Source organism: Alcaligenes pakistanensis (genome assembly GCF_014652815.1).
GTDB classification, from domain to species: Bacteria; Pseudomonadota; Gammaproteobacteria; order Burkholderiales; family Burkholderiaceae_B; genus Alcaligenes; species Alcaligenes pakistanensis.
Map to the genome: position 1 here is coordinate 101,494 of NZ_BMZN01000001.1, position 26,731 is coordinate 128,224.

Genomic DNA, 26,731 nt, shown 5'->3' on the forward strand with positions numbered 1-26,731 from the left:
ACAGCCTATAAGCAATGACTAATTACCCTCAAACGCAATTCGCGACGTGTCAGAGGACAGATTTTAATGGGAATGATGATGAATCCACACGATACCTCTTTTAAGCTGGCGTTTATTGGCGCAGGCAATATGGCCAGCGCCTTGGCGGCTGGTTTAATTGGCAAGCGCTGCGGCGGCTCGGATGTTTTGGCCATTGATATCTACCCGCCCGCCCTTGAGTCGTGGGCCCAGCAAGGGGTGCAGATTGCCAATGAACCGAGTCCGGCCCTGGCCAAGCAACGCATCTGGGTATTTGCCGTCAAGCCCCAGGTCATGAAAGAAACCGTGCTGGCCTGCAAACCCTATTTGCAAGCGGACACCCTGGTGATCAGCGTTGCCGCGGGTATTCCCGCCACCGCCTTGGCCGAATGGCTGGGCGAGCCCGGCGAGCCATATAAACGCGTTATCCGCTGCATGCCCAATACTCCCGCCTTTATCGGCTGCGGCATCACCGGCCTGATGGCCTTGGAGCAAGTGGATGAAAGCGATAAAACCATTGCACAGCAATTGTTGAAATCCGTAGGTGAAGTTGTCTGGGTTGAGGACGACGCCGCCATTGACGCCGTCACAGCCGTTTCCGGTAGCGGTCCAGCCTACGTGTTTCTGTTCATCGAAGCCTTGATCAAAGCCGGTATCGAGCAAGGTTTGTCGCCTGAACAGGCACGACAGCTGTCCTTGGCTACTTTGCATGGTGCCACCCAGCTGGCCACGCTGTCGCCCGAAGAGCCCTCGGTTTTGCGCGAGCGCGTTACCTCCAAAGGCGGCACAACCGCCGCCGCTTTGAACGTCCTGAATGAGGGTGGATTTGCCTCGCTGGTTCAACAAGCGGTCGAAGCTGCCAAAGTACGCGCCGGCGAATTGGCGAAGGAATTTTCCTAATGTGAGAATTCATTGCGCTATTAAGAGACACGGCTGGAATTGATTTAGCTCAATAAAATAGGGCTCCAAAGAGGGACACCACGGTGTCTCTCTTTTTTTTTAAAAATGCGCGCGTCGGCGTAGCGGCTGGCTTTAAAAGAAAACCAAACCGATAGGCAGGCTAATCATTTAAAAAAGTATTCACGGCGCGCTAGGGCTTATACGAAGTGACAAGTTTTAGGCGGCTCCGCCAAAATGGGTTCCCCTGATGCAAAACAATGCATGTACAGGCCTAAGAATAAGCACTTTCTAAAAAGCAATGCCGGTAGACCCCGGCCTCGGGAGACAGCTGCTATGACCTTTACTCGACGCTTTACCCCCGCTCTGACCGCCTTGGCCACCGTTTTGGCCATGGGCACTGCCTATGCGGCAGACACCATCAAAATTGGTATCCCTCAACCCATGACTGGCCCGTCCACCCAATACGGTGACCAGATCCAGGCCGGTGCTCTTACCGCTATTGATGCGATTAACGCAGCAGGGGGTGTTAAAGGCAAACAGCTGGAAGCCGTGTTGATTGACGATGCCTGCGAACCCAAACAGGCTGTTCCTGCCGCCAACCGCGTCGTGAACTCCGGCGCCAAATTCGCCGTGGCGCACGCTTGCTCAGGCACCACCGTGCCTGCCGTCAATATTTACGAACAAGAGGGGATTGTGGCGATCACTCCCGGTGCCACCTCGCCGCTGGTGACCGACACCATCAAGCCGCACTACTTTTTCCGCACCATTGGTCGTGATGACCAGCAAGGCCCCTTTGCCGCGGATTACATTGCGGATGTCTTGAAACCAAAAAGCATCGCCATCTTGCACGACAAGCAAACGTACGGCTCGGGCGTAGCGACCCAGGTGCGCGATGCCCTGAAGAAAAAGGACATGAACATTGTCATGTACGAGGGTATTAACGTTGGCGACAGCGACTACTCGGCTGTGATCACCAAGCTCAAGGGCGTGAACCCCGATCTGATTTACTTTGGGGGCTACCATGCCGAGCTGGGCCTGCTGCTGCGCCAGGCGCGTGAGCAAGGCATGAAAAACACCTTCATGGGCCCGGAAGGGGTCGCCAATCGGGATCTGGTGGCTATTGCAGGCCCGGCAGTAGAAGGTTTGCTGGTGACCTTGCCAACCGACTTCACCAAGATGCCGGCCAACAAAGAAGTGATGGAAAACTTCACCAAATATAAGCGCAACCCCAACGGGGCCTTCACATTCCCCGCTTATGCAGCCGTGCAAATTATTGCTGATACGATCAACGCCGTAGGCGAGGATTCGGCCAAGGGAGCAGACTACATGCACGCTAATGCGTTCAATACGGCCATTGGCAAGGTAGAATACGACGCCAAGGGTGATTTGAAGCATTTCGAATTTGCCGTTTTCAAGTGGGATAAAGAAGGTAACTTTGATCTTATTGAGAAATAAGACTGGTTTACGTGCCCCCGCTCTCTAAGAAGAACGGGGGCATTGCTTTTGGATGCCCACAAAGCCTCAAAACAAAACGACGGACTCAACGGAAAAAAACAAGCATGTCTGATTTACTCCCTCAGATCTTGCAGCAGCTGTTCAATGGATTATCCTTGGGCGCTATTTATGCACTGATCGCCATCGGCTACACAATGGTCTATGGCATTATCGGAATGATTAACTTTGCCCATGGCGAGATCTATATGATCGGTGCCTATGTTGGGCTGGTGACCCTGACTGCCATCGGCGTAGGCTCGGGTCTGCCCATCTGGCTCATCATTCTTATCATGTTGCTGGTTGCCATCCTGGTAACCGCCGTCTACGGCTATGCGATTGAAAAAGTCGCCTATGCGCCGTTGCGTGGCAGTCCACGGCTAGTTCCGCTGATTTCAGCCATTGGTATGTCCATTTTCTTGCAGAACTGGGTGGCGCTGGGCCAGGGTGCACGCGATATGGCCGTGCCTACGCTCCTGACCGGCTCGTTCCAGTTCACGCTGGGGACCGGTGGTTTCACCATCACTGCGCCTTACTCGCGCGTCATGATTATTGTCGTGACCGTAGCGCTGATGATCATGCTCAGCGTTTATATCAAATACTCCCGCTTGGGTCGGGCCTCACGTGCATGTTCACAGGACCTGCGCATGGCCAACCTGCTGGGCATCGATACCAATAAAATTATCTCCTTCACCTTTGTCATCGGCGCCATGCTGGCGGCGGTGGGCGGCGTGCTAATTGCCACGGCCATTGGCAAACTGAACCCATTCATCGGCTTTATTGCCGGTATCAAGGCCTTCACGGCCGCAGTGCTAGGCGGTATCGGCAGCATCCCCGGCGCCATGCTGGGCGGGGTCTTGCTGGGTCTGGCAGAAACCTTCGCCGCTGCATTTATTTCGTCGCAATACAAGGACATCGTCGCCTTTTTGCTGTTGGTCTTTATCCTGCTGTTCCGCCCAACGGGCCTGCTGGGTAAACCCGAGGTGGAGAAAGTCTAATGATGAACCGCTTTAGCAATGCATTTGTCGCCGCTGTCTTGGCAGGCATTATTGTGGCTCCCGTCTTTGGCTTGCAAATTGTGCGCGCCGGGATGAGTACCCACTTGGAAAGCGACTGGAAAATCATTCTGATCGGCATGGCCCTGGTCTTTGTCGTTCAGCTGATTCGCCCTAACGTGAATCGCAAGAAAGTGCGAGAAAGCCGCTGGACCCTGCCCAAGCTCAGCATGCATCACAAAAAGATCCTGCTGTATGTCGTGATCGCTTGTGCCGTTGTCTGGCCCTTTTTCAGTGGCCGCGCCCAGGTGGATATCGCCACCCTGGTGCTGATCTACATCATGCTGGGTCTGGGTCTGAACATTGTGGTGGGTTTTGCAGGCCTGCTGGACTTGGGCTTTGTGGGCTTTTACGCCGTGGGTGCCTACACCTACGCCTTGCTCTACCATTACGCCGGCTGGGGCTTCTGGGAAGCACTACCGCTGGCCGGTGGGATGGCGGCCTTGTTCGGCTTCTTGCTCGGCTTTCCGGTGCTGCGTTTACGTGGCGACTACCTGGCTATCGTCACCCTGGGTTTCGGTGAGATCATTCGCCTCTTGCTCATCAATATGTATGAGCTGACCGGCGGCCCAGACGGCATCTCCGGCATCCCCAAACCGACCGTATTCGGTTTCCCCATGGCACGCCGTGCGGCAGAAGGGGAGACCACGTTCCATGACTTGATGGGCTGGACCTTCAGTAATCAGGATGTGGTGGTGTATCTGTACCTGATGGCCTTGGCCCTGGCCCTGATCACCTTGCTGGTCTCCAGCCGTGTGGTGCGCATGCCTATTGGCCGCGCCTGGGAAGCCCTGCGTGAAGACGAAATTGCTTGCCGTTCGCTGGGTCTGAATCCTACCTCGATCAAACTGTCCGCCTTTACCATGGGCGCCATGTTTGCTGGTTTTGGTGGTGCGTTCTTTGCCGCCCGTCAGGGTCTGGTTAATCCAGAGTCCTTCACCTTTATTGAATCCGCCCTGATCCTGGCTATCGTCGTGCTGGGTGGCATGGGTTCACAAATCGGCGTCATTCTGGCGGCCATTGTGCTGACCGTGGTGCCTGAGCTGGCCCGAGAGTTTGCGGAGTATCGGATGTTGATTTTTGGTCTGGTCATGGTGGCCATGATGGTTTGGCGTCCACAGGGCTTGCTGCCTGTGCAGCGTCCTCATGTGGAGTTGCGTACATGAGCCCATTACTACGAGTCTCAGACCTGTCGATGCGTTTTGGTGGTTTGCTGGCGGTGGATTCCGTCAGCTTCGAGGTGGCTAAAGACGAAGTTTTCGCCATCATCGGCCCCAACGGCGCTGGTAAAACCACCGTATTTAACTGCGTAGGCGGCTTTTACAAGCCCACATCCGGCTCCGTCACCCTGGAAGACCAACCTATCCACGGCCTGTCCAGCCACAAAGTGGCTCAGAAAGGCCTGGTACGTACCTTTCAGAACGTGCGCCTGTTCAAAAAGCTGACCGTGTTGGAGAACCTGCTGGTTGCTCAGCATAGCCAGCTCAAAGCCAGTTTTCTCTCTGGCTTGCTGAACTTGGCTAGCTACAAACGTTCGGAGCAAGAAGCCAAGGCACGTGCTGCGAAATGGCTGGACTTCATGGACTTAAGCGATCTGGCCAACCGTGAAGCAGGCAATCTGGCCTATGGCCACCAGCGTCGCCTGGAAATCGCCCGCTGCATGATTACTCAGCCGCGCTTGTTGATGCTGGACGAGCCGGCAGCCGGTTTGAACCCCCAAGAAAAGCGTGATCTGCAAGCCCTGATCGACCAACTGCGTCGAGAGTTTGATGTTGCCGTTTTACTGATCGAGCACGATATGAGCCTGGTTATGGGCGTGTCGGATCGGATTCTGGTAATGGAATATGGCAAACCCATCGCCACCGGCCTACCGGACGAAGTGCGCAATGATCCGCGCGTCATCAAAGCCTATCTGGGGGAAGAATAAGTGCTGAAGCTGGACTCTGTCTCTACCCATTACGGCGCCATCCAGGCGCTTGACCAGGTCAGCGTGGATGTCAATCAGGGCGAAATCGTCACCCTGATTGGTGCCAACGGCGCTGGCAAAACCACTTTGCTCATGACCGTGTGCGGCTCACCCCGAGCGACCGCGGGCAGCATCAGCTTCATGGGCGAGGACATCACCAAAGCCGACACGCACCGCATCATGCGAAAAGGCATCGCCATCTCTCCCGAAGGCCGTCGCGTCTTTCCCGACCTGACCGTGTCGGAAAACCTGAAGATGGGCGGTTTCTTTCTAAGCCGTAGCGAGATCGAAGAAGGGGAGGAGCACGTCTATAAACTGTTCCCCCGCCTAAAAGAGCGCGCTTCGCAACGTGCCGGAACTATGTCCGGTGGCGAGCAGCAAATGCTGGCCATCGGCCGTGCGCTGATGAGCAAACCGTCCTTGCTGCTGCTGGACGAGCCTACGCTGGGCTTAGCCCCGCTGATCATTGCGCAGATTTTCGACATCATCCGCATGATTCGGGAAGAGGGCGTGACGGTGTTTTTAGTTGAGCAGAACGCCAATAAAGCCCTGCAAGTTGCAGACCGTGGCTATGTGCTGGAAACCGGGAAAGTGGTGATGCAGGATACCGGGGCTAATCTATTGGCGAACCCGGATATTCGGAAGGCGTATTTGGGAGCTTAAAGAGGCAAGCCCATGTCGTGGGCAAGCCATACCGCAGTACTGATATAAAGCACCGCTTTAATTCAAATGCCTCAAAAAAAACCTGAATCTAGCGCAAGCTGGGATTCAGGTTTTTTATTTGTGCTGCGAATCAGAACAAGAACTGCAGCACAAGCGCTAACAACTAAGGTCTATTGTAATTTGCCGATATTCTTGCCCTAAAATTTAAGGGAAATGAATAACTGCAGTATCCCCTGAAAGCCTCTATCGTTAGCTGCTTAATCTAACTTAGTCTTTCAACAAGCCTTCACCACGCAGTGCAGCCTTTACGCCTTCGTTCTGCTCCATACGGGCAACGAACGCATTCAGGTTCTTCATGCCCGACAGGTCCAGCTTCATCAAGCCAGCCCAGCGCAGAACCACGTACAGGTAAGCATCGGCTACAGACAAGGAGCCCGACAGGGTTTCTTTGCCTTCCAGGTGCTTGTCAATAACGCCCAGTTGCTTGGTCAGCAGGGCAGCAGTTTTGGCTTTGACTTCAGCCTGTGTTGCTTCCTGATCAGCATAGCGATGCGTACCGAACACCACGCCCACGTTGCGGTGGATTTCAGCGTTCAGGAAGGCTAGCCAGCGGCGCGCTTCAAAGCGTTGCTCGATGGTACTGCCAATCAAGTTCGCTTCGGGATTCTTCTCGGCCAGGTACTCCAGAATGGCAATACTTTGAGTCAGAACCAAATCACCATCCACCAGCACCGGCACGGCGCCGTTGGGGTTCAATTTCAGAAATTCTTCTTGCTGCAGCTCGTCGCGGCTGACGCGCTGAGATTCAAACGGCTTGCCTATCCATTCCAAGGCAATACGGGTCACCAGAGGACAAGCACCAGTCATGTAATACAGTTTCATAAGTTCTTCTTCCAAAAGTGCGATAAAAAAGTGGCGCGAATTCGTCGCGCCACTCCAAAACAATTATGGGTGCAGATGTCGCGCCAGGAAACGCTCCATGCGCTCGTAAAACTCGAATTTGTTCTCGTCGTTATGGAAACCGTGGCCTTCGTTGTCTTTGACCATGTATTCCACGTCCACACCGCGTGCTTTCAACGCATCCACCATTTGATCGCTTTCCGCCTTGTTCACCCGTGGGTCATGTGCGCCTTGGGCAATAAAGAGTGGGGTACGGATTTTTTCGACATGCAAAACAGGGGAGTTGGCCTCCAACAGTTCTTTATCCTTTTCAGGATCACCGACCATAGCGTGCATTTTTACCAGCAATGGCTTCCAGTACGGCGGAATAGTGTTCATAAACGTCAGCAGGTTGGACACGCCTACGTAGTCCACAGCGGCAGCGTACAAGTCCGGGGTTTTGACGATACCGGCCAAAGTGGCATAACCACCGTAGCTGGCCCCGTAAATAGCGACACGTTTGGGATCTGCGATCTTTTGATCGATCAGCCACTGAACGCCATCGGTGATGTCGTCCTGCATGCTCAGGCCCCATTGCTTGAAGCCAGCTTCCCAGAAGCGTCGGCCATAGCCCGTGGAGCTACGGAAGTTAATCTGCAAGACAGCGTAGCCACGGTTGGCCAGGAACTGCACTTCGGGGTTAAAGCCCCAGTAGTCACGCGCCCATGGACCACCGTGAGGGTTGATCACGACAGGCAGATTACGGCTAGGTACGCCTAAAGGCAGGCTCAGGTAGCCATGAATCTTCATGCCATCACGGGCAGTGAACTCGATAGGGCGCATCACCGCCATATCGCTTTCTGGCAAGGCACTATTGATAACGGCTAATTTATGCAGACTGTTGCTGTCCACATCGTAAAGATAGCGCGAGCCTGGATTGCGGTCGCTGTAGCTGGCCACAATCATTTTCTTTTCATCGCGCGTGATGGACTGAACGCTGATCTCGTAACCAGGCAGTTGGCGGGCGATAGCGGCATGAATCTGCGCGCTGCGCTCGTCAAAGAAATGCTGGCCGGGTTTATCCGTGTAGAAATCTACCGAGGTCAGCACCTGACGCAGACGCGAATAGCCAGCGCCCATCAAGTCGTGCTCGGGCAACTCGTAGATTTTGTCTTCTTCGTCGGGTTTGGCAGGATCAATCAGCACCAAAGCCAAAGTATCGCGATCACGATTACTTAGCGCGTAAAAACGCTGGTTATCGGCGTGGAAGAAGAGGGGACTGACATCCGTACGGAAGTCCGTTTGCAGAATGCTGCGGAAGGGCTCGGACTCATTGTCGCGATAACGCAGTTCGGAATCCACGCCAGAAATGGAAATGGCCATCCGCACACGGCCCTGATGGTCGGTGCTCCAGCCCAATACATCGCCAGGGTTCTCTGCAGCCAGGGTACTTTCACCCGTCAGGACATTGACTTTGTAAACGTCGAACACTTCAGGATTACGACCATTGTGAGACACCAGAATATGCTCAGGATCGTCCGGCAAATCGTCCTGGACACCGGCACGCACCCCTTCCAGAGGCGTCAGGTCCGTGACCTTGCCGGTCAGCGCATTCACAGCCAGTACGTGGTAGTTCTCGTCACCATTCACGTCTTTGGCATAAATAATGGTTTCGTCGCCTTTCCAGAAGTACTCGGCAATATCACGCTGGTGTTCTGCCGTAATGCGGCGGGCTTCACCGACAGGCTCACTGCCTTTTAACTCTTGCACAAAGATATTCTGGCGGGCGGGCTGGCCATCGATTTTGACCGGCTCCATGAAGCCAATCATGCGCCCCTGATCAGAAATTCGGAAACCGCTGCGTTTGGGATTCTGGAAGAAATCCCGAATGTCGTACAGTGGGGGAGTGACGCTTGCAACGTTATCCGGAATCAGGGCGTGGGCACCCAAAGAAAGCAAGAGGGACAAGAGCATGGGCAATAACCTATAAAACAGGGTTATGAGAGTGAGACCTAGGACAAGCCTGTATCAATCCCATTACTATATCGGATGATGATCCCAAGCAAGCGCAAGAACCCTCTGAAAATAGGGCCAGAATGCCAGACGGCAGCTCAGGACAAGGACAGGCATGACTTCTTTGACTCGTATCGTTTTTCTGGATAGGGAAACACTGTCAGACAGCGTACAGCTTCAACAGGTTCCCTTTAAGCACGAACTTCAAGTTTACGGGCGTACTGCCCCTGAACAAGTGGCTGAACGTATTGCGGATGCTGACATCGTCATCAGCAATAAAGTGGCGCTGCGACGCGAGCATCTGGAGGCTGTGCCGCAGCTGAAAATGATCGCGCTGGCCGCTACAGGCAGCGACAATATTGACCTGGATGCCGCCCGCGATCGCCAGATTGTGGTCAGCAATATTCGGGAATATGCCGTACGTAGTGTTCCCGAGCACGTTTTTGCCTTGATCTTTGCCTTGCGCCGCAATATCTGCGCCTATCGGCAGTCCGTACAAGAAGGTCGCTGGCAAGAAGCCCAGCAATTTTGCTATTTTGACTATCCCATCCGCGATCTAGCCGGTTCCACGTTGGGGCTGATCGGTTCAGGCTCCTTGGGACAAGCCGTAGCGACCATGGGCCGAGCCTTGGGCATGAAGGTCATTTTTGCCCAGCGCCGCGGTCAAACGATTGTCAGCAATGCAGATGATCGTTTGCCCTTCGAGCAAGTTCTGGATCAAGCCAACATCCTCTCTTTGCATTGCCCACTCACTGCCGAGACCCAAAACCTGCTGGGCATGCCAGAGTTCGAGCGCATGGCGGCCCGCCGTCCTTTGCTGATCAATACCGCCCGTGGCGGGCTGATTGATAATCAGGCGCTGGACCACGCTCTGCGACACGGCTGGCTGGGCGGGGCTGGCATTGATGTATGCACGCCCGAACCACCGCCTGCCGACCATATTCTGATGCGCTTGCTAGACTTGCCCAATTACATTTTGACGCCGCACATAGGCTGGGCCAGCCAGGAAGCCATGCAGTCATTGGCCAACCAGCTTATTGAAAATATCGCGGCCTTCCATCGCGGCGAACCGCGCCATACGCTGTAAATAATGAATACTCTACGCTCCTATCAAGCCAATTTTTCCCTGGCAGGTCGCTGTGCATTAGTTACCGGCTCTTCGGCCGGTTTAGGCCTGGAAATTGCCCGTGCCTATGCCGCTCACGGCGCTCATGTAGTGCTACATGGCCGCCACACCAATAAGCTCACGCCCTTGGCCGATGAGTTAAAAGCCGCAGGTGCCCAGGTCGACACCTGGGAACAGGACCTGGCCGATCTGGACTCGCTGCCTGACTCCTATCAAGCCCTATGCCAGCGCGTCGGCACCCCCAATATTCTGGTGAACAATGTCGGCGTGCGACTCCGCAGCAGCTTGCAGAACGCCGCTTGGGACGATATTGAGCATTTGCTGCATGTAGACCTGCTGGCCACCTTGAAGCTCTCCAAATACGCCGCCCAGGCCATGCTGGATGCGCAAACCCGGCAAGGTCGCATTGTGACGTTGACGTCGATTGCGGGCCCATTGGCCCGTCCCGGTGATGCCATTTACCCCATCGCCAAGCAGGGGCTGGCCGGTATGGTGCGTGCGCTGGCAGTAGAATTTGGCGGGCAGGGCATTACCAGTAATGGCATCGCCCCCGGCACCTTTGCCACGGAAAGCAATGCGGTTTTAGCAAATGATCCCGTCAAAGGCCCACTGGTCGTAGGCCGCAACCCCTTAGGGCGCTGGGCCAAGCCGGACGAAATCCGTGCTGCTGCTATTTTTCTGGCCTCTCCGGCTGCATCCTATGTCAATGGCCATATTGTGGTTGTGGACGGCGGATTCTCCATTACTTTCTGAGCTTTCTTGATCATGCCGCTACCTCGCCCCATCCGCATCGCGATCAATGGCTATGGCCGCATAGGCCGCTGCCTCTTGCGCGCGATTTACGAATCACCCCGACGTCAGGAATTCGAGGTCGTCGTCATTAACGAGCCCGCCACGATTGCCACCATGGCGTATCTGACGCGTTTTGATTCGACCCACGGTGTGTTTCCAGCCCAGGTCGAGCACAACGAACATGAGCTGATTGTGGATGGCAAGGCCATACAGGTATTGCACGAGACCGATCCTAAAGCCATTGATTGGGCCGAGCTGGATCTGGACATGCTGATTGAATGCAGCGGTGCCTTTGGTAGCCGCGCCGAGCTGCAGCAGTTCCTGGATGCCGGTTGCCCGCGTGTACTGCTATCCAACCCCGGCAATAGCGCACAGGACGTGGACTTCACCGCCGTTTTGGGCATTAACCACGAGCAACTGCAGGGCGACGAGCTGATTGTCTCCAATGCCTCCTGCACTACTAATGCCATCATCCCGGTACTGTCCGAGCTGGATAAAGCCTTTGGCATACGTCACGCTTTCTTAAGCACGCTGCATTCCGTCATGAACGATCAACCCATGATCGACGGCTACCACAGCAGCGATCTGGCCCGCACCCGCTCCGCCTTGCAATCCATGATTCCCGTCTCTACCGGACTGGCAACAGGGGTGGAGCGCCTTTTGCCGCAACTAAAAGACAAGGTACAGGCCAAATCCATTCGCGTACCTATCCTGAACGTGTCGGCCATTGATCTGATGGTCAATCTGGAGCGCGACACCCACCGGGACGAAATTAACCAGCTGTTCCGGCAAGCAGTACCGCGCTGGCCTGGTATTCTGGACTACTCCGATCAGGCCCATGCCTCGATCGACTTCAATCACAACCCACACTCTGCTGTGGTGGACGGCACGCAAACCCGAACCAATGGGGACGGGCTGGTCAATATGCTGGTCTGGTTTGATAACGAATGGGGATTTTCCAACCGCATGCTTGATATTGCCTGTGTGTGGGCTGCGCGCTTTTTGCGCCAGCCCTAAACACCCCCTTTCTTAACCGATCCGCCATCCTCATTTTTACAGGAGCCATGATGAGTACGACACGTATTGAACAGGATTCCATGGGAACGATTGAAGTTCCCGCCGACCACTATTGGGGCGCGCAAACGCAGCGCTCGATCCAGAACTTTCCCATTGGCCGCGACCGCTTCCAGTGGGGCCGCAGCATGATTGAGTCGCTGGGCATCCTGAAAAAATCCACGGCTTTGGCCAACCAGGAACTGGGTGAATTGCCTGAAGATCTGGCTCGCCTGGTCGTTGCCGCTGCTGATGAGGTCATTGCAGGCAAGTGGGATACCGAATTCCCGCTGGTGGTGTTCCAGACCGGCTCTGGCACCCAAAGCAATATGAACGTGAACGAGGTGATCTCCAACCGCGCCATTGAACTGGCAGGCGGCGAGAAGGGTAGTAAAAAACCCGTACACCCCAATGATCACGTAAACCGTGGCCAGTCTTCCAACGACACTTTCCCCACTGCCATGTACATCGCTGTGGGCCTGGAGTGTCAACGCCGCCTGCACAAAGACGTGGGCCAACTGCGTGACACCTTGGCGGCTAAAGCCAAACAGTTCAACGATATTGTCAAAACCGGCCGTACCCACTTGCAAGACGCCACGCCCATCACACTGGGGCAGGAAATCGGTGCCTGGGTCGCTCAGATTGATTTCGGTTTGCAAACCGTAGACAAGGCTTTGGACGGAATTTACCAGCTGGCCATCGGTGGTACCGCGGTCGGCACGGGCCTGAACGCTCACCCTCAGTTCGGGGAGCGCACAGCGGCCCATATCGCCAAGATCACAGGCCTGCCCTTTGAAGCGGCTGAAAACAAGTTCTTTGCACTGTCGGCTCATGACGCATTGGTGAACCTGTCCGCCTCGCTGCGTACGCTGGCCGGTGCCCTGATGAAAATGGCGAACGACGTGCGTTGGCTGGCCAGCGGTCCACGTTGTGGCATTGGCGAGCTACAAATTCCCGAGAACGAGCCCGGCTCGTCGATCATGCCCGGCAAGGTCAACCCCACTCAGTGCGAAGCGCTCACCATGGTGGCCGTGCAGGTTTACGGTAATGACGCCGCAGTGGGCTTTGCCGGTAGCCAAGGCAATTTCCAGTTGAACGTGTACAAGCCTGTGATGGTGCACAACGTACTGGAAAGCATTGCCCTGATTAGTGATGCGTGCCTGGCCTTTGACGAGCATTGCGCACAAGGTCTGGAACCCGTCATGGAGAAAATCCAGCACAATCTGGATCAAAACCTGATGTTGGTCACCGCTTTGAACCGCCACATCGGTTACGACAAAGCCGCCGCCATCGCTAAAACAGCGCACAAAGAGGGGCTGACACTGCGCGAATCCGCCTTGAAGTCGGGCTATCTGAACAATGAACAATACGATCAGTGGATTGTCCCACTGGATATGACTCGCCCAGGCTAACTATCCGTCTAGGCTATGCTTGAACGTATTCGCCCCTTCCTTGGGGCGAATACCTGACTGTTCAGGCTAGTCTATGTATCCCTATGAAAGAGTAGGGGAGTGCCTCATCCCACCTATCTGTCTTTCACTGCCTTATGCGTATAAAGAAAACCTTCAGCTTGTCCTCTGCCTTTATGGCCGTCGTACTGGGCTTGGCCACCGCCATTGCTCCCGCATCAGGCCGAGCTCAATCTGAACCTGTTCCTGCCATCAAAGGGCCTGCCGTCACCGTAGAGACCTTAATCAGTGGACTGGAACACCCGTGGGCTTTGGCATTTTTGCCAAACGACGCCGGAATTTTGATTACTGAACGCCCAGGTCGCCTGCGCGTTTGGACAAAAGAAAATGGCCTGTCCGAACCCATTGCTGGTGTACCCAAAGTACATGCGCAATCTCAAGGGGGCTTGCTGGATGTAGCCTTGGCACCGGATTTTTTCCGTAGCCGTCGCATTTACCTGGCCTACGCCGAGCGCCGCGACAAACAAAACTCCGCAACCACTGTGGGTTATGGCGTGCTGTCCTCGGACCTCAAACGCATCGACGCCTTCCGTCCGATCTTCCGCCAAGAGCCGGCCTTGTCGTCGGGGCAGCATTATGGAGTGCGTCTGGCCTTTGATCCGGGTGGTCGAGACCTGTATATCGCCTTGGGCGAGAACAATCACCCAGCTACCGCCCAGCAACTGGACCACCTGCAAGGCAAAGTCGTCCGTATCCGGCCCGATGGCATGGTCCCGCGCGACAATCCCTTCCGTAGCCAGCGCGATGCCAAGGCTGAAATCTGGAGCTACGGCCACCGCAATCCGCAAGGCATGGCCTGGAATCCCTGGACGAATGATCTATGGCTTGCCGAGCATGGGCCTCAAGGTGGCGATGAACTCAACCGCATTCAGCCTGGGGCCAACTACGGCTGGCCTTTGCGCACCCACGGTCAAGGCTACGATGGCCAGCCTATCCCTGAAGCAAGCACCACCCCTATAACGGGTCTGATAGAGCCCTTTCATTATTGGTCAGTGTCGCCTGCGATCAGTGGCATGGCTTTTTATAACGACGAACGTGTTCCAGACTGGCAGCACAGCCTGTTTGTCGGGGCCTTGAAGGAACAAGCCTTGATTCGTCTGCAGTTTGACGAAGAGGATGGCCACATCATCGGTGAAGAGCGTCTGCTGCAGGATTTGAAGCAGCGTATCCGTGATGTGCGTGTCGGGCCAGATGGCTATATCTATGTGCTGACCGACGAGAACGACGGCCAGCTATTGCGTATCCAACCCAAGCCTTAAGACCTTAAGCGGGCTTGAGACTGCGCGTAGCAATGAAGCTAGGCAGATACTTCTCGATTTCAAAGCGTGGGGCGGGGTGCATTTCTTCGATGTAATCGACCAGCTGCAAACCCGCTTCCAACTGCCCGCCAATCTGCTGCGCCAAAGAATGACCAAACATCAACGGTTCCATCCGGCTTTGCTTAGCCTGCAAGGCCTCGGCACCCAGACTGGTTAAATCCGAATATGGCACCGTGAACTTGGGGCGGATCAAACCTTGTTGCGCGTAGCTGGGATCACGGTCCGCAATAAAAACAGCAGGATTAAAGAAGCTGGACAGCAAATGCCCACCGGGACGCAAGACACGCGCACACTCCTGCCACACCAGGCTGATGTTGGGCACATATTGATTGGACACAGGGTGCACAATCAGATCGAAGCTCGCGGAGGCAAAGCGCGATAAATCGCACATATCACCTTGTTCAATCTGCAATGACAAGCCATCACGTTCGGCCACCATACGATCTTTGTCCAACTGTCCGGCAGACAAATCAAACACCGTCACTTGGGCACCAGCCGCCGCCAAAATAGGGGCTTGCTGCCCACCTGCGCTGGCCAGACACAGAATTGTCTTACCCTGAACATCACCCAGCCAATCCGCAGGCACAGGAGAGGGCAGCAAGTGTACTTGCCACTGCCCCTGACGGGCCTGCTCCACCTGTTCGCTGCTTACGGGCAGAGACCAGGGACTTTCCGTTTGAGCCTGCTTGTCCCAGGCACGGGCATTGTGATCAAGTAAGGACGTCTCTGACATAGAACCTTCTTATGAAATCAAAAAGCAGAATCTATTGAAACACAGGCTTGTCTGACTAGAAATTAAGAGCGATATTGTTATCCGCTCTGTCTGACACAACCTTCTACACCAGACAAACAGCACCAACCCAAAAACACCCATAAAAAAGGCCGTCTCAAGGACGGCCTCTACAGCAGCAAACTCAGCTCAACTTACTTGATCAGGGTCACAGGCACTTTCACCAGGCTCAACACCTTGGTGGTGACCGAACCCAACACCAGACCGGGCAGGGCGCTCAGGCCACGGGTACCCATCACAATGTGGTCCACATTGTTTTTCTCTACGTAGTCTTTGATGGTCTGGGCCGTGCTGCCCGCAATAATGCTTTCTTTAATTTTCAAAGGCGAGTCTGCCAGCACAGCACGGGCGGGCAACAAGGCATTGCTGCCTTCGTCCTGATAGTAAGCCTGCAGCACATCTTCAGAGAAAAAGCGTTTGACGTTGCCCGACACAATAGGTGTAGGCACAGCCAGCACATGCAAAGTGGCTTCTGGCTTGCCCTCTAGTATGTCAACTGCCGCTTGCAGAGCACGAGTGGAAGCATCAGAGCCATCAACCGGGACGAGAACATTAAGCATGAAGACCTCTTGTGTAGTGTGTGAACTGTTTAAGTATGAAGCAACAACTTCTACTAGGACATTACCGAATAAGCGCGCCGACCAGCTTGATTAGCATCAAGACCCACCGCTATTTTCCTAAGGCTGTTCTATCATAATCCGTATGATCACGAAGTGGATGCCACATGGCCTGATATATGTGCGGAAAAAAGAAGCGCAGCATTCATTTATCCACCCATTTTTGCGCCCGTTTTACTTAGGAGATACCCCTCATGAGCTTGAAGCAGCTGCTGGCCTGTACTGCCTTGTTAAGTGCCGGTTTTAGCGCCCAGGCGGCCGAACCCAGTTTTGATTCGGTCCAAGATATTTTGACTAAAAATGCCTGTTTGGCCTGCCATACCGTGGACAAAAAAGTGGTGGGTCCTGCCTATCGGGATATCGCCGCCAAGCGCAAGGACGACCCGGCTAACGCCGAGGTGTTAGCCCAGCATGTGCGTCAAGGAAGCAAAGGTGTTTACGGCCCCTTACCCATGCCGTCCAACCCGGCGATTTCTGACGATGACATCAAGGCCGTGGTGGCCTGGATTATGGTAGGCGCCCCTAAGTAAGACGCTTCTGGCTGCTGAAGCCATGGGAAGCAGCACCTCAGGCTACAGATAAGCAAAACAAACGGCCAAGGTATCGAGATACTTTGGCCGTTTTCTACAACGTATGATTTTGTTCGTACTAGGCGTCCCGATTCATTTTCTTCGCGTAATGCGCAGGCTGGAAACTCCAGGCCAGCATCGCCACAATGACGGCCAAGCCGGCATGCAACATCCAACCAGCCTGAAATCCACCGCTCATCTCCCGCAACTGCACGCTAATCATGGGGAATAAAGCGGCAATCGGAAATCCGCCGCCCTGCATCAAGGCACTTAAAGTACCGGCTCGGGCCGCATCGGGAAAATGATCCAGGGCCACCAAGAGCAACAAAGAAAAGCAGCCACCTAGACCAATGCCAATAATGATCGCCCACGCATAAGGAGCCATATCCGGGATCCAGGCAAAGGCCAGGAACCCGACACATTGGAAAGCCAAGGCCAGCCATACCCACATGCGCCGATCCTTATTCTTGGCCGCCAGCGTCGGTAAGCCAAAAGCCGCAATCGCCTGGGCGACTGACAACACCGCTACCAGGCTGCCACTGGCCTCTGCCGTCCAAGCTCTGTCTTGGTAAAAGGTGGCCAGCCACGTCACTAGAGACGCGTAACCGCCATTAATCAGGCCAAAACAAACCACCAGCGTCCAGGTACGTGGGCGACGTAGCAAAGACAAAGAAGGCGGAGCCAAATTGGCACCCGGTTTCTCGCGCGGCACCACTTTCCAGGCAATCCACAAAGCCACGCTAATAGGTAAGGCCCAGAACGCCAACGCAATACGCCAGCTATCCGTTAAAGAACTAACCCAGGGCGTGATCTGCGCTCCCAAGGCGCCACCTCCCATCAAGGTGGCGGAATACACCCCGGTAACCTGGGCAATATGACGTGGAAACTGTTCCTTGATCAAGCCCGGCATCCCGGCCTGCAGCAAAGACACACCCAAACCACACAATAAGGCCGTCGCGATCAGGCTGGCACCATTGGGCACAAACCAGCGCAGCACACAGCCCAGGCACAACAGGAGCAAGGACGTGATCAACACATTACGCAGCGCCATCACTCGGCGCAAGGAGGGCATACAGAATGCCCCCAGACCCATCACCATCATGGGGAGCAAGGTCAGCCAGGCCAGACTGCTCAAGGGCATGTTCAGACCCTCGGCAACCTGTCGGGCTAATGTGCCGCTGGAAGTTAGAAAAGGGCGTAGATTCAGCCCTACCAGAATGACAAAAGCCAGCCATAGACCAGGGCTGGCCTGTACGCCCGTGGACGATGAAGTCCGGGCAGTCTGAGAAGAAGACATAAAACCGTTATTGTTGTGATTAGAAGAAAAAGAGCGAAGAGTGATTCAAAAAAACGGCCGCAAACGTCTAAGGGTGGGCACCGGCTTGTTCTAGAATTTCAGCCATCTCAGTCTGACTGCGCTGTCGTGCCAGACTCAAAGGCCGAACCCCCTGACGATCGGGCAAGTTCACATCGGCCCCAGCCTTGATCAATAGCCGCAACACCTCTTGATGATCAGGGCCCCCTTCGGAGAGCACGATCGCCTCGTGCAAGGCCGTCCAGCCCAGATAATTAACGTGATTAGGGTCCGTCCCCGCCGCCAGTAAAAGTCGCACCACATCCACATAGCCATGTTCGGCGGCCGGAATCAGCGCGGTTCCACCGTAACGGTTCACGCTACGTAGATCTGCCCCGTTTTCCAAGGTCATGCGCAAGATTTCCAGACGGCCTTGTGCCCCGGCAACCAGATAAGGGCTGTCGTGAATCGCATCGGCTTGATTCACATCCGCGCCCGCACGAATCAGCTGCCTGGCAATATCAATATGGTTCAACCACGTGGCGCGCAACAAAGGACTTTGCCCTTGCTCGTCACTGACGACCACACTGGAACGGGCCCGTTTTTCTGCCAGAATTTCACGCACTTTGGCGCTATCACCTTGCTCTACCGCTTCCAGCAATACTGTTTGCGACCACACACTGCCCGTTCCTAAAACCAGGCTTATCGCCAGTCCAGCCAGCATGCCTTGCACTTGTCTTCTCATGCGCTTCCCCCTTCATGGCATGGGCCCTGCTGGGCCAACCGCCTATAAATAGCATAGATAGGCCCTGATCAACACCGCATCAAAGCCATAGCACCTATTTTTTTATGGATAAGCCTGACCCGCCGCCGCCACATCCAGCTCGGGATGAGACATCAAACGGTCCAGTTCACTGCGCAGGTAGTTCAAAAACACACGGGTTTTCTGTGGCATCAGGCGCGAAGGCAGTAAAGCCAAAATAGGGAAGGGGGCAAACTCCCAATCTGGCAAGACTCGTTCCAACGAGCTGCAATCCGGGTCCAAACGACGCTCCAGCAAGGACGAGGCCGTAATCCCCAAGTCATGCACCGCCAGCTTGCGCATCATGATGGCGTTATTGACGCTAATGGAGCCTTCTACAACGGCCTCGTAACGCTCTTGATTGGGACCGCGCAAAGACCAGACACGGTCCGGGCCGGCTGGCCGGGCACAGATACAAGTATGTCCTGCCAGTTCTGACGGATGCTTGGGACGCCCTTTACGATCCAGATAATTACGGGTGGCGTAAAGCCCTAAGCGGATCTGCCCCAGCATGGTAGCCACCGCGCTGGAGTCCGGCTGCGGGCCTACCCGAATCACGCAGTCATAATTGTCAGCCTGCAAATCAATAGGTCGGATAGTCAGGTCAAACTCCAGCTCGATATCGGGATACTGCTGATTAAAACCCCGAATCACAGCAGGCATCAGCACAATGCTGAAGCTGGCGGGCATGGATACCCTCAAACGGCCTTTAGGTGTTTGGGCGACATCCAGCAATTGCTCGTGAGCCAGGCGGGCCTGTTCAACCACCGCCAGACAACGCTCAAAATACACTTGTCCGGCATCTGTCACATCCACGTTGCGCGTACTGCGTTTAAGCAGTGCCACACCCACTTCTTTTTCCAGTTCACGGATACGGCGTGACACGGTAGAGACGGGCATGCCCAGGGCCTGCGCTGCACGACTAAAGTGGCGCGCGCGCGCTACTTCCACGAAGATGGCGATGTCGTTGAGCAGGGGGCCAGCGATAATGGTACTCATTTCAATTGTTCCATGAATGGAAATACGTTTGCAATATTAAGGGTTTTTACTAGGTTTAGAAAGGCTCATACTCCATCTAACGATTCGCTCTTCAAATAAAGCGAACCACCGAAAAACACACCGTAGATTTGGAGTAAATAATGAAAAACATCGCACGCGCAACTATCGCCAGCCTGATTCTTGGTGCAACCGCCCTGAGCGGCACTGCCATGGCAGCCACCAGCAACGTCGCCACTGGCGAAAACCTGACCTACCCTAACATTCAGTCGACCGACGCTCCTTTGAGCCGTCAGCAAGTGGCGCAAGAACTGGCTGCTGCTCAAGAGCAAGGCTACATCAGCACCGGCTCCATGGGCGACTACCCACGCGTTGACACCAGCACTCAGCTGAGCCGTGATCAGGTTGCTGCCGAAGCTAAAGACTGGAATAACAACAACGGTAATTTTGTTGCTTACTAAGCTTGTTACGTAGTAGCGGCCTCACTCGCCACTTAAAAACGCCTCTTCGGAGGCGTTTTTTTTAACATGTGTTGACCTTACCATCGGGTCAAGCCCTAAAGTGGTTTCATTCACGATCCATTGAAGGGTGATTTCGATGACAACAAGCACGTCAAACAGCGGTTCACGCCTTAGCTTGGGCGTAGAGGGCATGACTTGCGCCTCTTGCGTCAGCCGGGTAGAAAAAATTATTGCCAAGGTTCCTGGAGTGCAGTCCGCCCAGGTAAATCTGGCCACCAACAAGGCCACGGTGGATTTCGAGGGGGCAGCCCCAATCGAAGCCATTATGCAGGCAGTGGAAAAGGGTGGTTACACAATTTCCTTGCAAGACATCGTTTTAGATGTGCAAGACATGACCTGCGCCTCCTGCGTAGGTCGTGTGGAAAAAGCCTTGCTGAAAGTGCCCGGTGTGCAAAAGGCCGCGGTCAATTTGGCTACCGCCAAGGCACATATTCAAGCGGTGCAAGGCGTAAGCACCCCCGAGCTGATCCAGGCCGTTGCCAAAGCCGGTTACCCCGCCAGTCTGGCCGAAGCATCGTCCAGCACGGATCAGTTTGAACGTGCCGAGCAAACTTACGAAACCTTGCGCAAGCGTTTCTGGCTGGCCACGATTTTTGCCTTGCCCGTCTTCATTCTGGAGATGGGTGGCCACATGGTACCCGCCTTCCATCACTGGGTCGCCAGCACGATTGGCACTCAGAACAGCTGGCTGATCCAGTTCGTGCTGACCACGGTGGTTCTGTTTTTCCCTGGTCGCGAGTTCTATACCAAAGGCACTCCTGTTTTGTTGCGCGGTGCGCCTGACATGAACTCGCTGGTTGCAGTGGGTACCTTGGCCGCCTACACATTCTCCTTAGTAGCCACCTTTGCGCCGCAATGGCTACCTGCTGAATCAGTCTATGTGTACTTTGAGGCGGCCGCCGTTATTGTGGCGCTGATCCTATTGGGTCGAGTGATGGAAGCGCGTGCCAAGGGCCGCACTTCTGAAGCGATCCAACGCCTGCTCAGTTTGCAACCGCCTACCGCTCGCGTTCGCCGCGACGGTCAGGAAATCGAACTGCCTTTGTCCGAGCTGCACACGGGCGATATCGTCCTGGTCCGTCCTGGCGAGCGTATCCCCGTCGATGGTGATGTCGTGGCCGGCCAAAGCTATGTCGATGAGTCTATGGTGACGGGCGAATCCATTGCGGTCTCCAAATCCCAAGGCGACAAGATTATTGGCGGCACGGTAAACCAAAAGGGTTCGCTGGAATTTGAAGCAACGGCTGTGGGCCAGGACACGGTATTGGCCAATATTGTCTCTATGGTTGAGCAGGCCCAAGGCTCCAAACTGCCTATTCAGGCGGTGGTCGACAAAATTACCCTGTGGTTTGTGCCGGCCGTAATGACGCTGGCCGTGTTAACAGCAATTGTCTGGCTGATTTTTGGTCCATCGCCCGCCCTGAGTTTTGCACTGGTCAACGCCGTTGCCGTTTTGATTATTGCTTGCCCGTGCGCCATGGGTCTGGCAACGCCGACCTCCATCATGGTGGGTACCGGTAGGGCTGCGCAAGCCGGTGTCTTGTTCCGTAAAGGCGATTCGTTGCAGGCACTGCGCGATGTAAAGGTGGTGGCTGTCGATAAAACCGGCACTTTGACCAAAGGCGCTCCGGAATTGACGGACTTTGTTTGCGCTCCCGGCGAAAACCAGGATCAGACCTTGGCAGCCATTGCCGCCCTGGAAAACTATTCCGAGCACCCCATTGCACAGGCTATTGTCAACGCCGCCAAGGACAAACAAATTACTCTGCCTAAAGCCGAGCAATTTGAATCTTTGACCGGTTTGGGCGTCACGGCTCACATTGGTAGCGATCAGTGGCATGTAGGGGCAGACCGCCTGATGACTCAGCTCGGTGCCGACCTGTCTGCCTTTAGTGAGCAGGCTCAGACCTTGGCACAAGAGGGTAAGACGCCTATGTACGCGGCTCGCAACCAGCAAGTTATTGCTTTACTGGCTGTAGCTGACCCTATCAAGGAAACCACTCCGCGCGCCATTGAGCAGTTGCATGCTCGTGGAATCAAAGTGGTGATGATTACGGGCGACAACCGCCATACAGCCAATGCCATCGCACGCCGTCTGAACATTGACGAAGTTGTGGCTGAGGTCATGCCCGAAGGTAAGGTACAGGCCGTGCAAGCCTTGCGCGAAACCCATCAGCACCTGGCTTATGTAGGCGATGGCATTAATGATGCACCTGCTTTAGCGGTGGCCGATGTAGGTATAGCGATTGGCACAGGCACCGACATTGCCATTGAAGCGGCCGATGTGGTCTTGATGTCTGGCGATATGCAGGGCGTAGTTACGGCGATTGCCTTGTCCCACGCCACCATGCGCAATATTCATCAAAACCTGTTCTGGGCCTTTGCCTATAACGTGGCCTTGATTCCGGTAGCCGCTGGTCTGCTGTATCCCTTTAACGGTACCTTACTCTCGCCCATGTTTGCGGCCGGTGCCATGGCCTTGTCCAGTGTCTTTGTGGTTAGCAACGCCTTGCGTTTACGCCGCGTCAAACTGGACTAAACAAAATCTGGAACGACTATAGTTTTAGCCCCCGAAATCTGGATGGGTCCAGGAGTCGGGGGCTTGGCGCTTAGCCAGGGATTCCAATGGGTTTAGGCGTTAAGCGTGTAACGCAAAATCTCCACGATCTGCTCCGGCGTGGTCGCCCAGGCTTGAGCGCTGGCATCTACTTCTTTCAAGGGGTGAATAATGTCCTCGGCATGCAAGGTCACATAGGGCTTGCCCAAGGCGGCACAGAAACCAGCATCAAAGGCCGCATTCCACTGCTTATATTTTTCCCCAAAACGTACTACCACCAGATCCGCCTGCTCAATCAAGGTCCGAGTACGAATGGCATTGATTTTGGAGGATTTGTGGTCACGCCAGAACCCTTCACTTGTCGGGCCCAAATGATCACCGGCGGCATCACTGGCGTCATGGTCGGTCACCGGGCTGGTAAAACGGATATTCAGTCCCGCTGCCTTTGCACCTTGGGCAATCTGCTCGCGCCAATCAGTGTGAATTTCGCCAGACAGATAAACGGTGTAAGTCATTAAACACTCCATAAAGAAAAAGCCGGGCGCCTTTGTTGCAGGCGCCCGGCGCATTCAAACTCGCCCAACAGTAGCATATTGATCGGCCTCTAACAGCAGGCAGACGCTATAGCACTTATTCACCAGGTATCAACTATGCCGAGCCTCGGAGCATCTGACCTGCGGCTGAACATCGACAATCTATTTGACACACATTATTGGTCAGCGATGGGTGCAGCTACAAGCTGCGCATGGCGGATACCTTAGGACCAGCCCAAGCTGTGAGACTGCTCCAAGGCCTGATGGCGATGATCATCGTCGGTATGCAAATAGATATTGGTGGTGGCGATGGATTCGTGCCCTAACGTATCACGGATGATGCGCAGATCCACACCTTGATCTGCCAGATGCGAGCCTGCCGAGTGACGCAACCAGTGGGCAGAAGCATGCTCCAGAACACGGGCTTGCGACTCTTGGTCCGGGTGCAAAGTCCGTAAGCGATCTGCGCTGCCTTGAAACACCTGCTTGACCAGCACATGAGCCATCGCCCGACTTAAATGCTTGTCCGACGCACCGGCGGACATCAATAGGGGGGAGGGCTCCAACGCCTGGGGCAGTCCATTTAGGCCGTGCACTTCTCTATAGCGCCGCAACTCACTGAACAATTCTTGCGTTAAGGGCACACGCCGCCATTTGTCACCCTTGCCATGGATATGCAGCCACCATTGCGCGGTCGCCCCAGCATCAGCTCGTTCGTGAACATCGGCCATACGGGCCTGGACCAGCTCTGAAATTCGTAAGGCCCCACCATACAAAATGGAAAAGAGCCAACGGACACGCGCTTTATAACGCAACTCGGTCTGGCTATCTTCCGGCAGGGATTGAATATAGTCCTGCACCCACCGCCATTGCTGCCGGCTTAAATAGCGTTGCTGGGGGGCGGCTGACTTCCTGGTACGACGGCCCTGATGCGACAAAGCCAGAGGATTCCCCGCTAAATACCCCGCTTGCACCAACCAGCTGAACAGAGAATTCAAAATCAATACGGCCTGGTTTCGGCTACTTTCTGACAATGGCCCCGCAAACGGACGCCAAGCGGCATGGTGCCGTGGAGGGCGAGAGCGCCCCTGAACCACCCAGCGTTGTGCTGGCTGCGGGTCAGTCAAAAACAGACGATAGGCCAGGAAATCTTCCAGGCTTAACGATGACAGATCTTTACGACGCTCCAACACTGCCCACAACAAGAGGCGTTCTGCTTCTTTACGGTAATTCGCATAGGTGCGCGGGCTATCTATATAGCGCACCAACCAGGCTCGCAATGCCTCTATATCGGTTTGTGCCTCGATTTGAGCACGACCGCCCACTGAGCGGTTCGCTCCTTGTCGCCCGTCGAAACGGGCCAACAGTTGAGCGATATCGTCTGACCCAAGCTCGGTTAGTAGCGAAGTTTTGGCTATGTCCATGGATATACAAGAAAACGAAGGCTTTTGAGAGCAGGGCAGGGCATTTGAACCGTGACGGCCACAATACACCCTATTTATAGAACAATATTTGACATTATAGAGATAATGTCAAATTATAGAATTTGATTTGTTGATAATTTTATATATTACGTTGTATTATTAACTAAATTATCAACTAAGGTGTAAAAATGGAGCAAAACCAGCCCAATGAAGGCCAAATCCTGGCCGATGTCGCTGAATTGCGCGATCGCTTCAGTCACACGCAAACTTTGTACAAGGAAGTGGCTGCGCTCCTGTTTTTTCGCTACGGCGTCACACCTACAGCCAATAAGCTGTACCAATTGGTGCGCAAAGGCAGCATGAGCGCCCCCGCCCAGGCACTACAAACATTTTGGGAAGATTTGCGCGATAAAAGCCGGGTTCGGCTGGATATGGCGGACATGCCTGAAGAGCTCCAAACCCTGACCGGTGATCTGCTAGGCCGCATCTGGCAAGAAGCCATGGGCCACTCCAAGCAGCAGATGCTGCATTACCAAACACAGGCCGATGAACGGGTTGCCCTGGCATTGGAAAACGCCCAGGAAGCACAGCAAGCGCTGGAAGCAGGGCGGGGCGCTTTGAAGAGCGCACAAGAAAATATAGAACAGCTCAACAATCAGCTGCAGGAAGCAGGGCAAGAGCAGGCCGCGTTAAAACAAGACCTTCTCCATGCCAAACAACGGCAAAACGAGCTGGAGACAGAAAAGCAGCTAACTCAGCAAGAGTTACGCCGGCAAGGCGAGCAGTTCGCTCAGGATCTGGAGCGCTTACAAAAGGCTATTGAACTGACCGAAGAACGAGCACAGGCCAATGAGCGCCGTGCTTTGCTCGAAATCGACAAAGAGCGCTCAATGCAAACACGTTTGCGTCAGCAAATTGAAGAAATCGAGCAAGCTAACAAGGCACAGCGACAGGCTCACGAGCAGGAACAGAACAAGCTGCAGGATCAAATGCTGAAACTGCGCCAGGAACTGGGTCAGGAGCAGGGCGAGCGTCGCGCCATGCAAGCGGCTTTGGATATCAGCCACAGCTTGGCCAAGGAAATGCAAGGGCAACTGCAATTGCTACGCACCCGCAGCGCCTTGCTGGAACGTGAAAATGAGGAAGCACGGCGGAAGGCGCAGCAGCTTAATCAAGAACTGGAGCAGGCTCAGGCCCAACAAGCTCGGCCAGTGCGTTTGAAACGGCAATTGATCAGGAATGACCCGAAGCCATAGAGCCACGCGTCGCACGCCTTGGCAAATACACAGATCTGATTGAGCTTCAAAACCACTGCGGGTTTTGCAAAATGCGCGGAGGGTGCATGAACAGCAGCGGGAAGACACAATGCTTCCGCAGAGTCTCGCGACGGGACTTTTATCCTGTGTAACGGGGTGTTTTACGCAAACGACAGACCTAAAGCTCGTGCTAAGCTTTTATCCATGCTGCGCGTCCCATCTTCACCCCGCAAAACACTAGGCTGGCTTGTATTAGTCGGCCTGATTGTTTTGTTTGCCAGTATGGGTTGGAGCACGAGCAATGCGGCCCACGCCGCCACTCAACACACCGATCATCCAGCGGCTCATACCCAGCAAGCCTCTTCAGGGCTGGAACATCACCATGCGCCCACGCATTGCAATACGCCACTTAAAAGTGGCTGCTGTGCTTGCCTGGCGGTCGAGGCATCAAAACCCGAGACGGGCGCTTTGTTACCTGCCTTCCCTCCTGTTCCCCTGCATCAAAGCTATGCCTCTCGGTTGATTGGCCCTGCCCAGCCGCCTCCGCGCTCGTACTAATCATCTCGCTTTAATTGCCGCTCCTTGGTTCCTAGAACCAAACCATTGTTCATTTGGCATGAGCGACGCA

Annotated in this window: 26 protein-coding genes; 16 read left to right on the top strand and 10 right to left on the bottom strand. The window is 54.7% G+C overall.

Annotated elements, in window-relative coordinates:
• The first annotated feature begins 66 nt into the window (after nt 1–66).
• The 6 genes from proC to IE156_RS00490 all read left to right on the top strand — a co-directional run bounded on the left by proC (nt 67) and on the right by IE156_RS00490 (nt 6,093).
• Entirely contained in the window at nt 67–918 is an 852-nt protein-coding gene (proC, locus tag IE156_RS00465) for a pyrroline-5-carboxylate reductase (RefSeq protein WP_189390537.1), read from the top strand.
• 333 nt (nt 919–1,251) lie between these two features.
• Nucleotides 1,252–2,373: a high-affinity branched-chain amino acid ABC transporter substrate-binding protein gene (locus IE156_RS00470; RefSeq protein ID WP_189390538.1), complete on the top strand. Its 1,122-nt coding sequence runs from the start codon at nt 1,252–1,254 to the stop codon at nt 2,371–2,373.
• Between the two features lie 104 nt (nt 2,374–2,477).
• Nucleotides 2,478–3,407, top strand: a complete 930-nt coding sequence (gene livH, locus IE156_RS00475) for a high-affinity branched-chain amino acid ABC transporter permease LivH (RefSeq protein ID WP_189390539.1) — start codon at nt 2,478–2,480, stop codon at nt 3,405–3,407.
• Nucleotides 3,407–4,630 carry a high-affinity branched-chain amino acid ABC transporter permease LivM gene (gene livM / locus IE156_RS00480; RefSeq protein WP_189390540.1) on the top strand — a complete coding sequence of 408 codons (1,224 nt, stop codon included), beginning with the start codon at nt 3,407–3,409 and terminating at the stop codon, nt 4,628–4,630. Before livH ends, livM begins: the two co-directional genes overlap by 1 nt.
• Entirely contained in the window at nt 4,627–5,391 is a 765-nt protein-coding gene (livG, locus tag IE156_RS00485) for a high-affinity branched-chain amino acid ABC transporter ATP-binding protein LivG (protein ID WP_189390541.1), read from the top strand. The genes livM and livG overlap by 4 nt, the downstream gene beginning before the upstream one ends.
• Nucleotides 5,392–6,093: an ABC transporter ATP-binding protein gene (locus IE156_RS00490; RefSeq protein WP_189390542.1), complete on the top strand. Its 702-nt coding sequence runs from the start codon at nt 5,392–5,394 to the stop codon at nt 6,091–6,093. It abuts the gene before it with no gap.
• A 267-nt stretch (nt 6,094–6,360) separates the two neighbouring features.
• Here IE156_RS00490 and IE156_RS00495 read toward each other — a convergent pair whose 3' ends face one another.
• Both IE156_RS00495 and IE156_RS00500 read right to left on the bottom strand, forming a co-directional pair.
• On the bottom strand, nt 6,361–6,975 hold the full coding sequence (locus IE156_RS00495; protein ID WP_189390543.1) for a glutathione S-transferase family protein: 615 nt from the start codon (nt 6,973–6,975) through the stop codon (nt 6,361–6,363).
• A 63-nt stretch (nt 6,976–7,038) separates the two neighbouring features.
• Nucleotides 7,039–8,946: a S9 family peptidase gene (locus IE156_RS00500; RefSeq protein ID WP_189390544.1), complete on the bottom strand. Its 1,908-nt coding sequence runs from the start codon at nt 8,944–8,946 to the stop codon at nt 7,039–7,041.
• A 154-nt stretch (nt 8,947–9,100) separates the two neighbouring features.
• On the opposite strand from IE156_RS00500, the gene IE156_RS00505 reads away from it, so the two are divergent.
• From IE156_RS00505 to IE156_RS00525, 5 genes are all read left to right on the top strand, one after another.
• On the top strand, nt 9,101–10,072 hold the full coding sequence (locus IE156_RS00505) for a D-2-hydroxyacid dehydrogenase (protein WP_189390545.1): 972 nt from the start codon (nt 9,101–9,103) through the stop codon (nt 10,070–10,072).
• Between the two features lie 3 nt (nt 10,073–10,075).
• On the top strand, nt 10,076–10,864 hold the full coding sequence (locus IE156_RS00510) for an SDR family oxidoreductase (protein WP_189390546.1): 789 nt from the start codon (nt 10,076–10,078) through the stop codon (nt 10,862–10,864).
• A 12-nt stretch (nt 10,865–10,876) separates the two neighbouring features.
• The gene (locus IE156_RS00515; RefSeq protein ID WP_189390547.1) at nt 10,877–11,920 is read left to right on the top strand and encodes a type I glyceraldehyde-3-phosphate dehydrogenase; all 1,044 of its coding nucleotides are present in this window, start codon (nt 10,877–10,879) and stop codon (nt 11,918–11,920) included.
• Nucleotides 11,921–11,970: 50 nt separating this feature from the next.
• Nucleotides 11,971–13,368, top strand: coding sequence for a class II fumarate hydratase (gene fumC, locus IE156_RS00520; RefSeq protein WP_189390548.1), 1,398 nt, complete (start codon nt 11,971–11,973; stop codon nt 13,366–13,368).
• A 134-nt stretch (nt 13,369–13,502) separates the two neighbouring features.
• A complete protein-coding gene (locus IE156_RS00525; protein ID WP_189390549.1) occupies nt 13,503–14,684 on the top strand; it encodes a PQQ-dependent sugar dehydrogenase in 1,182 nt (393 codons plus the stop codon).
• 4 nt (nt 14,685–14,688) lie between these two features.
• Here IE156_RS00525 and IE156_RS00530 read toward each other — a convergent pair whose 3' ends face one another.
• Together IE156_RS00530 and IE156_RS00535 are read right to left on the bottom strand one after the other, a co-directional pair.
• A complete protein-coding gene (locus tag IE156_RS00530) occupies nt 14,689–15,477 on the bottom strand; it encodes a class I SAM-dependent methyltransferase (protein ID WP_189390550.1) in 789 nt (262 codons plus the stop codon).
• 191 nt (nt 15,478–15,668) lie between these two features.
• Nucleotides 15,669–16,094 (bottom strand): universal stress protein, encoded by a 426-nt coding sequence (locus IE156_RS00535; protein ID WP_189390551.1) that lies wholly within the window; start codon nt 16,092–16,094, stop codon nt 15,669–15,671.
• A gap of 251 nt (nt 16,095–16,345) precedes the next feature.
• On the opposite strand from IE156_RS00535, the gene IE156_RS00540 reads away from it, so the two are divergent.
• Nucleotides 16,346–16,681, top strand: coding sequence for a c-type cytochrome (locus IE156_RS00540; protein ID WP_189390552.1), 336 nt, complete (start codon nt 16,346–16,348; stop codon nt 16,679–16,681).
• A gap of 118 nt (nt 16,682–16,799) precedes the next feature.
• On the opposite strand, the gene IE156_RS00545 is transcribed toward IE156_RS00540, so the two are convergent.
• From IE156_RS00545 to IE156_RS00555, 3 genes are all read right to left on the bottom strand, one after another.
• Entirely contained in the window at nt 16,800–18,017 is a 1,218-nt protein-coding gene (locus tag IE156_RS00545; protein ID WP_189390553.1) for a cyanate transporter, read from the bottom strand.
• Nucleotides 18,018–18,084: 67 nt separating this feature from the next.
• Complete coding sequence (locus IE156_RS00550) at nt 18,085–18,759, bottom strand: ankyrin repeat domain-containing protein (RefSeq protein ID WP_189390554.1); 675 nt, start codon at nt 18,757–18,759, stop codon at nt 18,085–18,087.
• Between the two features lie 102 nt (nt 18,760–18,861).
• Complete coding sequence (locus IE156_RS00555; protein ID WP_189390555.1) at nt 18,862–19,815, bottom strand: LysR family transcriptional regulator; 954 nt, start codon at nt 19,813–19,815, stop codon at nt 18,862–18,864.
• A gap of 140 nt (nt 19,816–19,955) precedes the next feature.
• Between IE156_RS00555 and IE156_RS00560 the strand changes: the two genes are divergently transcribed.
• A complete protein-coding gene (locus IE156_RS00560) occupies nt 19,956–20,273 on the top strand; it encodes a DUF4148 domain-containing protein (protein WP_189390556.1) in 318 nt (105 codons plus the stop codon).
• A 21-nt stretch (nt 20,274–20,294) separates the two neighbouring features.
• Here the strand turns inward: IE156_RS00560 and IE156_RS00565 are convergent, their stop codons facing one another.
• Entirely contained in the window at nt 20,295–20,465 is a 171-nt protein-coding gene (locus tag IE156_RS00565; protein WP_189391452.1) for a hypothetical protein, read from the bottom strand.
• Here IE156_RS00565 and IE156_RS00570 point away from each other — a divergent pair.
• Nucleotides 20,464–22,872 carry a heavy metal translocating P-type ATPase gene (locus IE156_RS00570; protein WP_373296473.1) on the top strand — a complete coding sequence of 803 codons (2,409 nt, stop codon included), beginning with the start codon at nt 20,464–20,466 and terminating at the stop codon, nt 22,870–22,872. The two genes, IE156_RS00565 and IE156_RS00570, sit on opposite strands and share 2 nt — an antisense overlap.
• 92 nt (nt 22,873–22,964) lie before the next feature.
• Here the strand turns inward: IE156_RS00570 and IE156_RS00575 are convergent, their stop codons facing one another.
• Both IE156_RS00575 and IE156_RS00580 read right to left on the bottom strand, forming a co-directional pair.
• A complete protein-coding gene (locus IE156_RS00575; RefSeq protein WP_189390558.1) occupies nt 22,965–23,405 on the bottom strand; it encodes a YtoQ family protein in 441 nt (146 codons plus the stop codon).
• A 242-nt stretch (nt 23,406–23,647) separates the two neighbouring features.
• Nucleotides 23,648–24,847: a tyrosine-type recombinase/integrase gene (locus tag IE156_RS00580; protein WP_189390559.1), complete on the bottom strand. Its 1,200-nt coding sequence runs from the start codon at nt 24,845–24,847 to the stop codon at nt 23,648–23,650.
• Nucleotides 24,848–25,035: 188 nt separating this feature from the next.
• Here IE156_RS00580 and IE156_RS00585 point away from each other — a divergent pair, with 188 nt between their 5' ends.
• Together IE156_RS00585 and IE156_RS00590 are read left to right on the top strand one after the other, a co-directional pair.
• The gene (locus tag IE156_RS00585) at nt 25,036–26,103 is read left to right on the top strand and encodes a DNA-binding protein (RefSeq protein WP_189390560.1); all 1,068 of its coding nucleotides are present in this window, start codon (nt 25,036–25,038) and stop codon (nt 26,101–26,103) included.
• 204 nt (nt 26,104–26,307) lie between these two features.
• On the top strand, nt 26,308–26,661 hold the full coding sequence (locus IE156_RS00590) for a hypothetical protein (protein WP_189390561.1): 354 nt from the start codon (nt 26,308–26,310) through the stop codon (nt 26,659–26,661).
• Nucleotides 26,662–26,731: the final 70 nt, after the last annotated feature.

Bases quoted from the DNA above. Each gene is read 5' to 3' on its own strand.
- proC (WP_189390537.1), top strand. From the start codon at position 67: ATGGGAATGATGATGAATCCACACGATACCTCTTTTAAGCTGGCGTTT.
- IE156_RS00470 (WP_189390538.1), top strand. From the start codon at position 1,252: ATGACCTTTACTCGACGCTTTACCCCCGCTCTGACCGCCTTGGCCACC.
- livH (WP_189390539.1), top strand. From the start codon at position 2,478: ATGTCTGATTTACTCCCTCAGATCTTGCAGCAGCTGTTCAATGGATTA.
- livM (WP_189390540.1), top strand. From the start codon at position 3,407: ATGATGAACCGCTTTAGCAATGCATTTGTCGCCGCTGTCTTGGCAGGC.
- livG (WP_189390541.1), top strand. From the start codon at position 4,627: ATGAGCCCATTACTACGAGTCTCAGACCTGTCGATGCGTTTTGGTGGT.
- IE156_RS00495 (WP_189390543.1), bottom strand. From the start codon at position 6,975: ATGAAACTGTATTACATGACTGGTGCTTGTCCTCTGGTGACCCGTATT.
- IE156_RS00500 (WP_189390544.1), bottom strand. From the start codon at position 8,946: ATGCTCTTGTCCCTCTTGCTTTCTTTGGGTGCCCACGCCCTGATTCCG.
- IE156_RS00505 (WP_189390545.1), top strand. From the start codon at position 9,101: ATGACTTCTTTGACTCGTATCGTTTTTCTGGATAGGGAAACACTGTCA.
- IE156_RS00510 (WP_189390546.1), top strand. From the start codon at position 10,076: ATGAATACTCTACGCTCCTATCAAGCCAATTTTTCCCTGGCAGGTCGC.
- IE156_RS00515 (WP_189390547.1), top strand. From the start codon at position 10,877: ATGCCGCTACCTCGCCCCATCCGCATCGCGATCAATGGCTATGGCCGC.
- fumC (WP_189390548.1), top strand. From the start codon at position 11,971: ATGAGTACGACACGTATTGAACAGGATTCCATGGGAACGATTGAAGTT.
- IE156_RS00525 (WP_189390549.1), top strand. From the start codon at position 13,503: ATGCGTATAAAGAAAACCTTCAGCTTGTCCTCTGCCTTTATGGCCGTC.
- IE156_RS00530 (WP_189390550.1), bottom strand. From the start codon at position 15,477: ATGTCAGAGACGTCCTTACTTGATCACAATGCCCGTGCCTGGGACAAG.
- IE156_RS00535 (WP_189390551.1), bottom strand. From the start codon at position 16,094: ATGCTTAATGTTCTCGTCCCGGTTGATGGCTCTGATGCTTCCACTCGT.
- IE156_RS00540 (WP_189390552.1), top strand. From the start codon at position 16,346: ATGAGCTTGAAGCAGCTGCTGGCCTGTACTGCCTTGTTAAGTGCCGGT.
- IE156_RS00545 (WP_189390553.1), bottom strand. From the start codon at position 18,017: ATGTCTTCTTCTCAGACTGCCCGGACTTCATCGTCCACGGGCGTACAG.
- IE156_RS00550 (WP_189390554.1), bottom strand. From the start codon at position 18,759: ATGAGAAGACAAGTGCAAGGCATGCTGGCTGGACTGGCGATAAGCCTG.
- IE156_RS00555 (WP_189390555.1), bottom strand. From the start codon at position 19,815: ATGAGTACCATTATCGCTGGCCCCCTGCTCAACGACATCGCCATCTTC.
- IE156_RS00560 (WP_189390556.1), top strand. From the start codon at position 19,956: ATGAAAAACATCGCACGCGCAACTATCGCCAGCCTGATTCTTGGTGCA.
- IE156_RS00570 (WP_373296473.1), top strand. From the start codon at position 20,464: ATGACTTGCGCCTCTTGCGTCAGCCGGGTAGAAAAAATTATTGCCAAG.
- IE156_RS00565 (WP_189391452.1), bottom strand. From the start codon at position 20,465: ATGCCCTCTACGCCCAAGCTAAGGCGTGAACCGCTGTTTGACGTGCTT.
- IE156_RS00575 (WP_189390558.1), bottom strand. From the start codon at position 23,405: ATGACTTACACCGTTTATCTGTCTGGCGAAATTCACACTGATTGGCGC.
- IE156_RS00580 (WP_189390559.1), bottom strand. From the start codon at position 24,847: ATGGACATAGCCAAAACTTCGCTACTAACCGAGCTTGGGTCAGACGAT.
- IE156_RS00585 (WP_189390560.1), top strand. From the start codon at position 25,036: ATGGAGCAAAACCAGCCCAATGAAGGCCAAATCCTGGCCGATGTCGCT.
- IE156_RS00590 (WP_189390561.1), top strand. From the start codon at position 26,308: ATGCTGCGCGTCCCATCTTCACCCCGCAAAACACTAGGCTGGCTTGTA.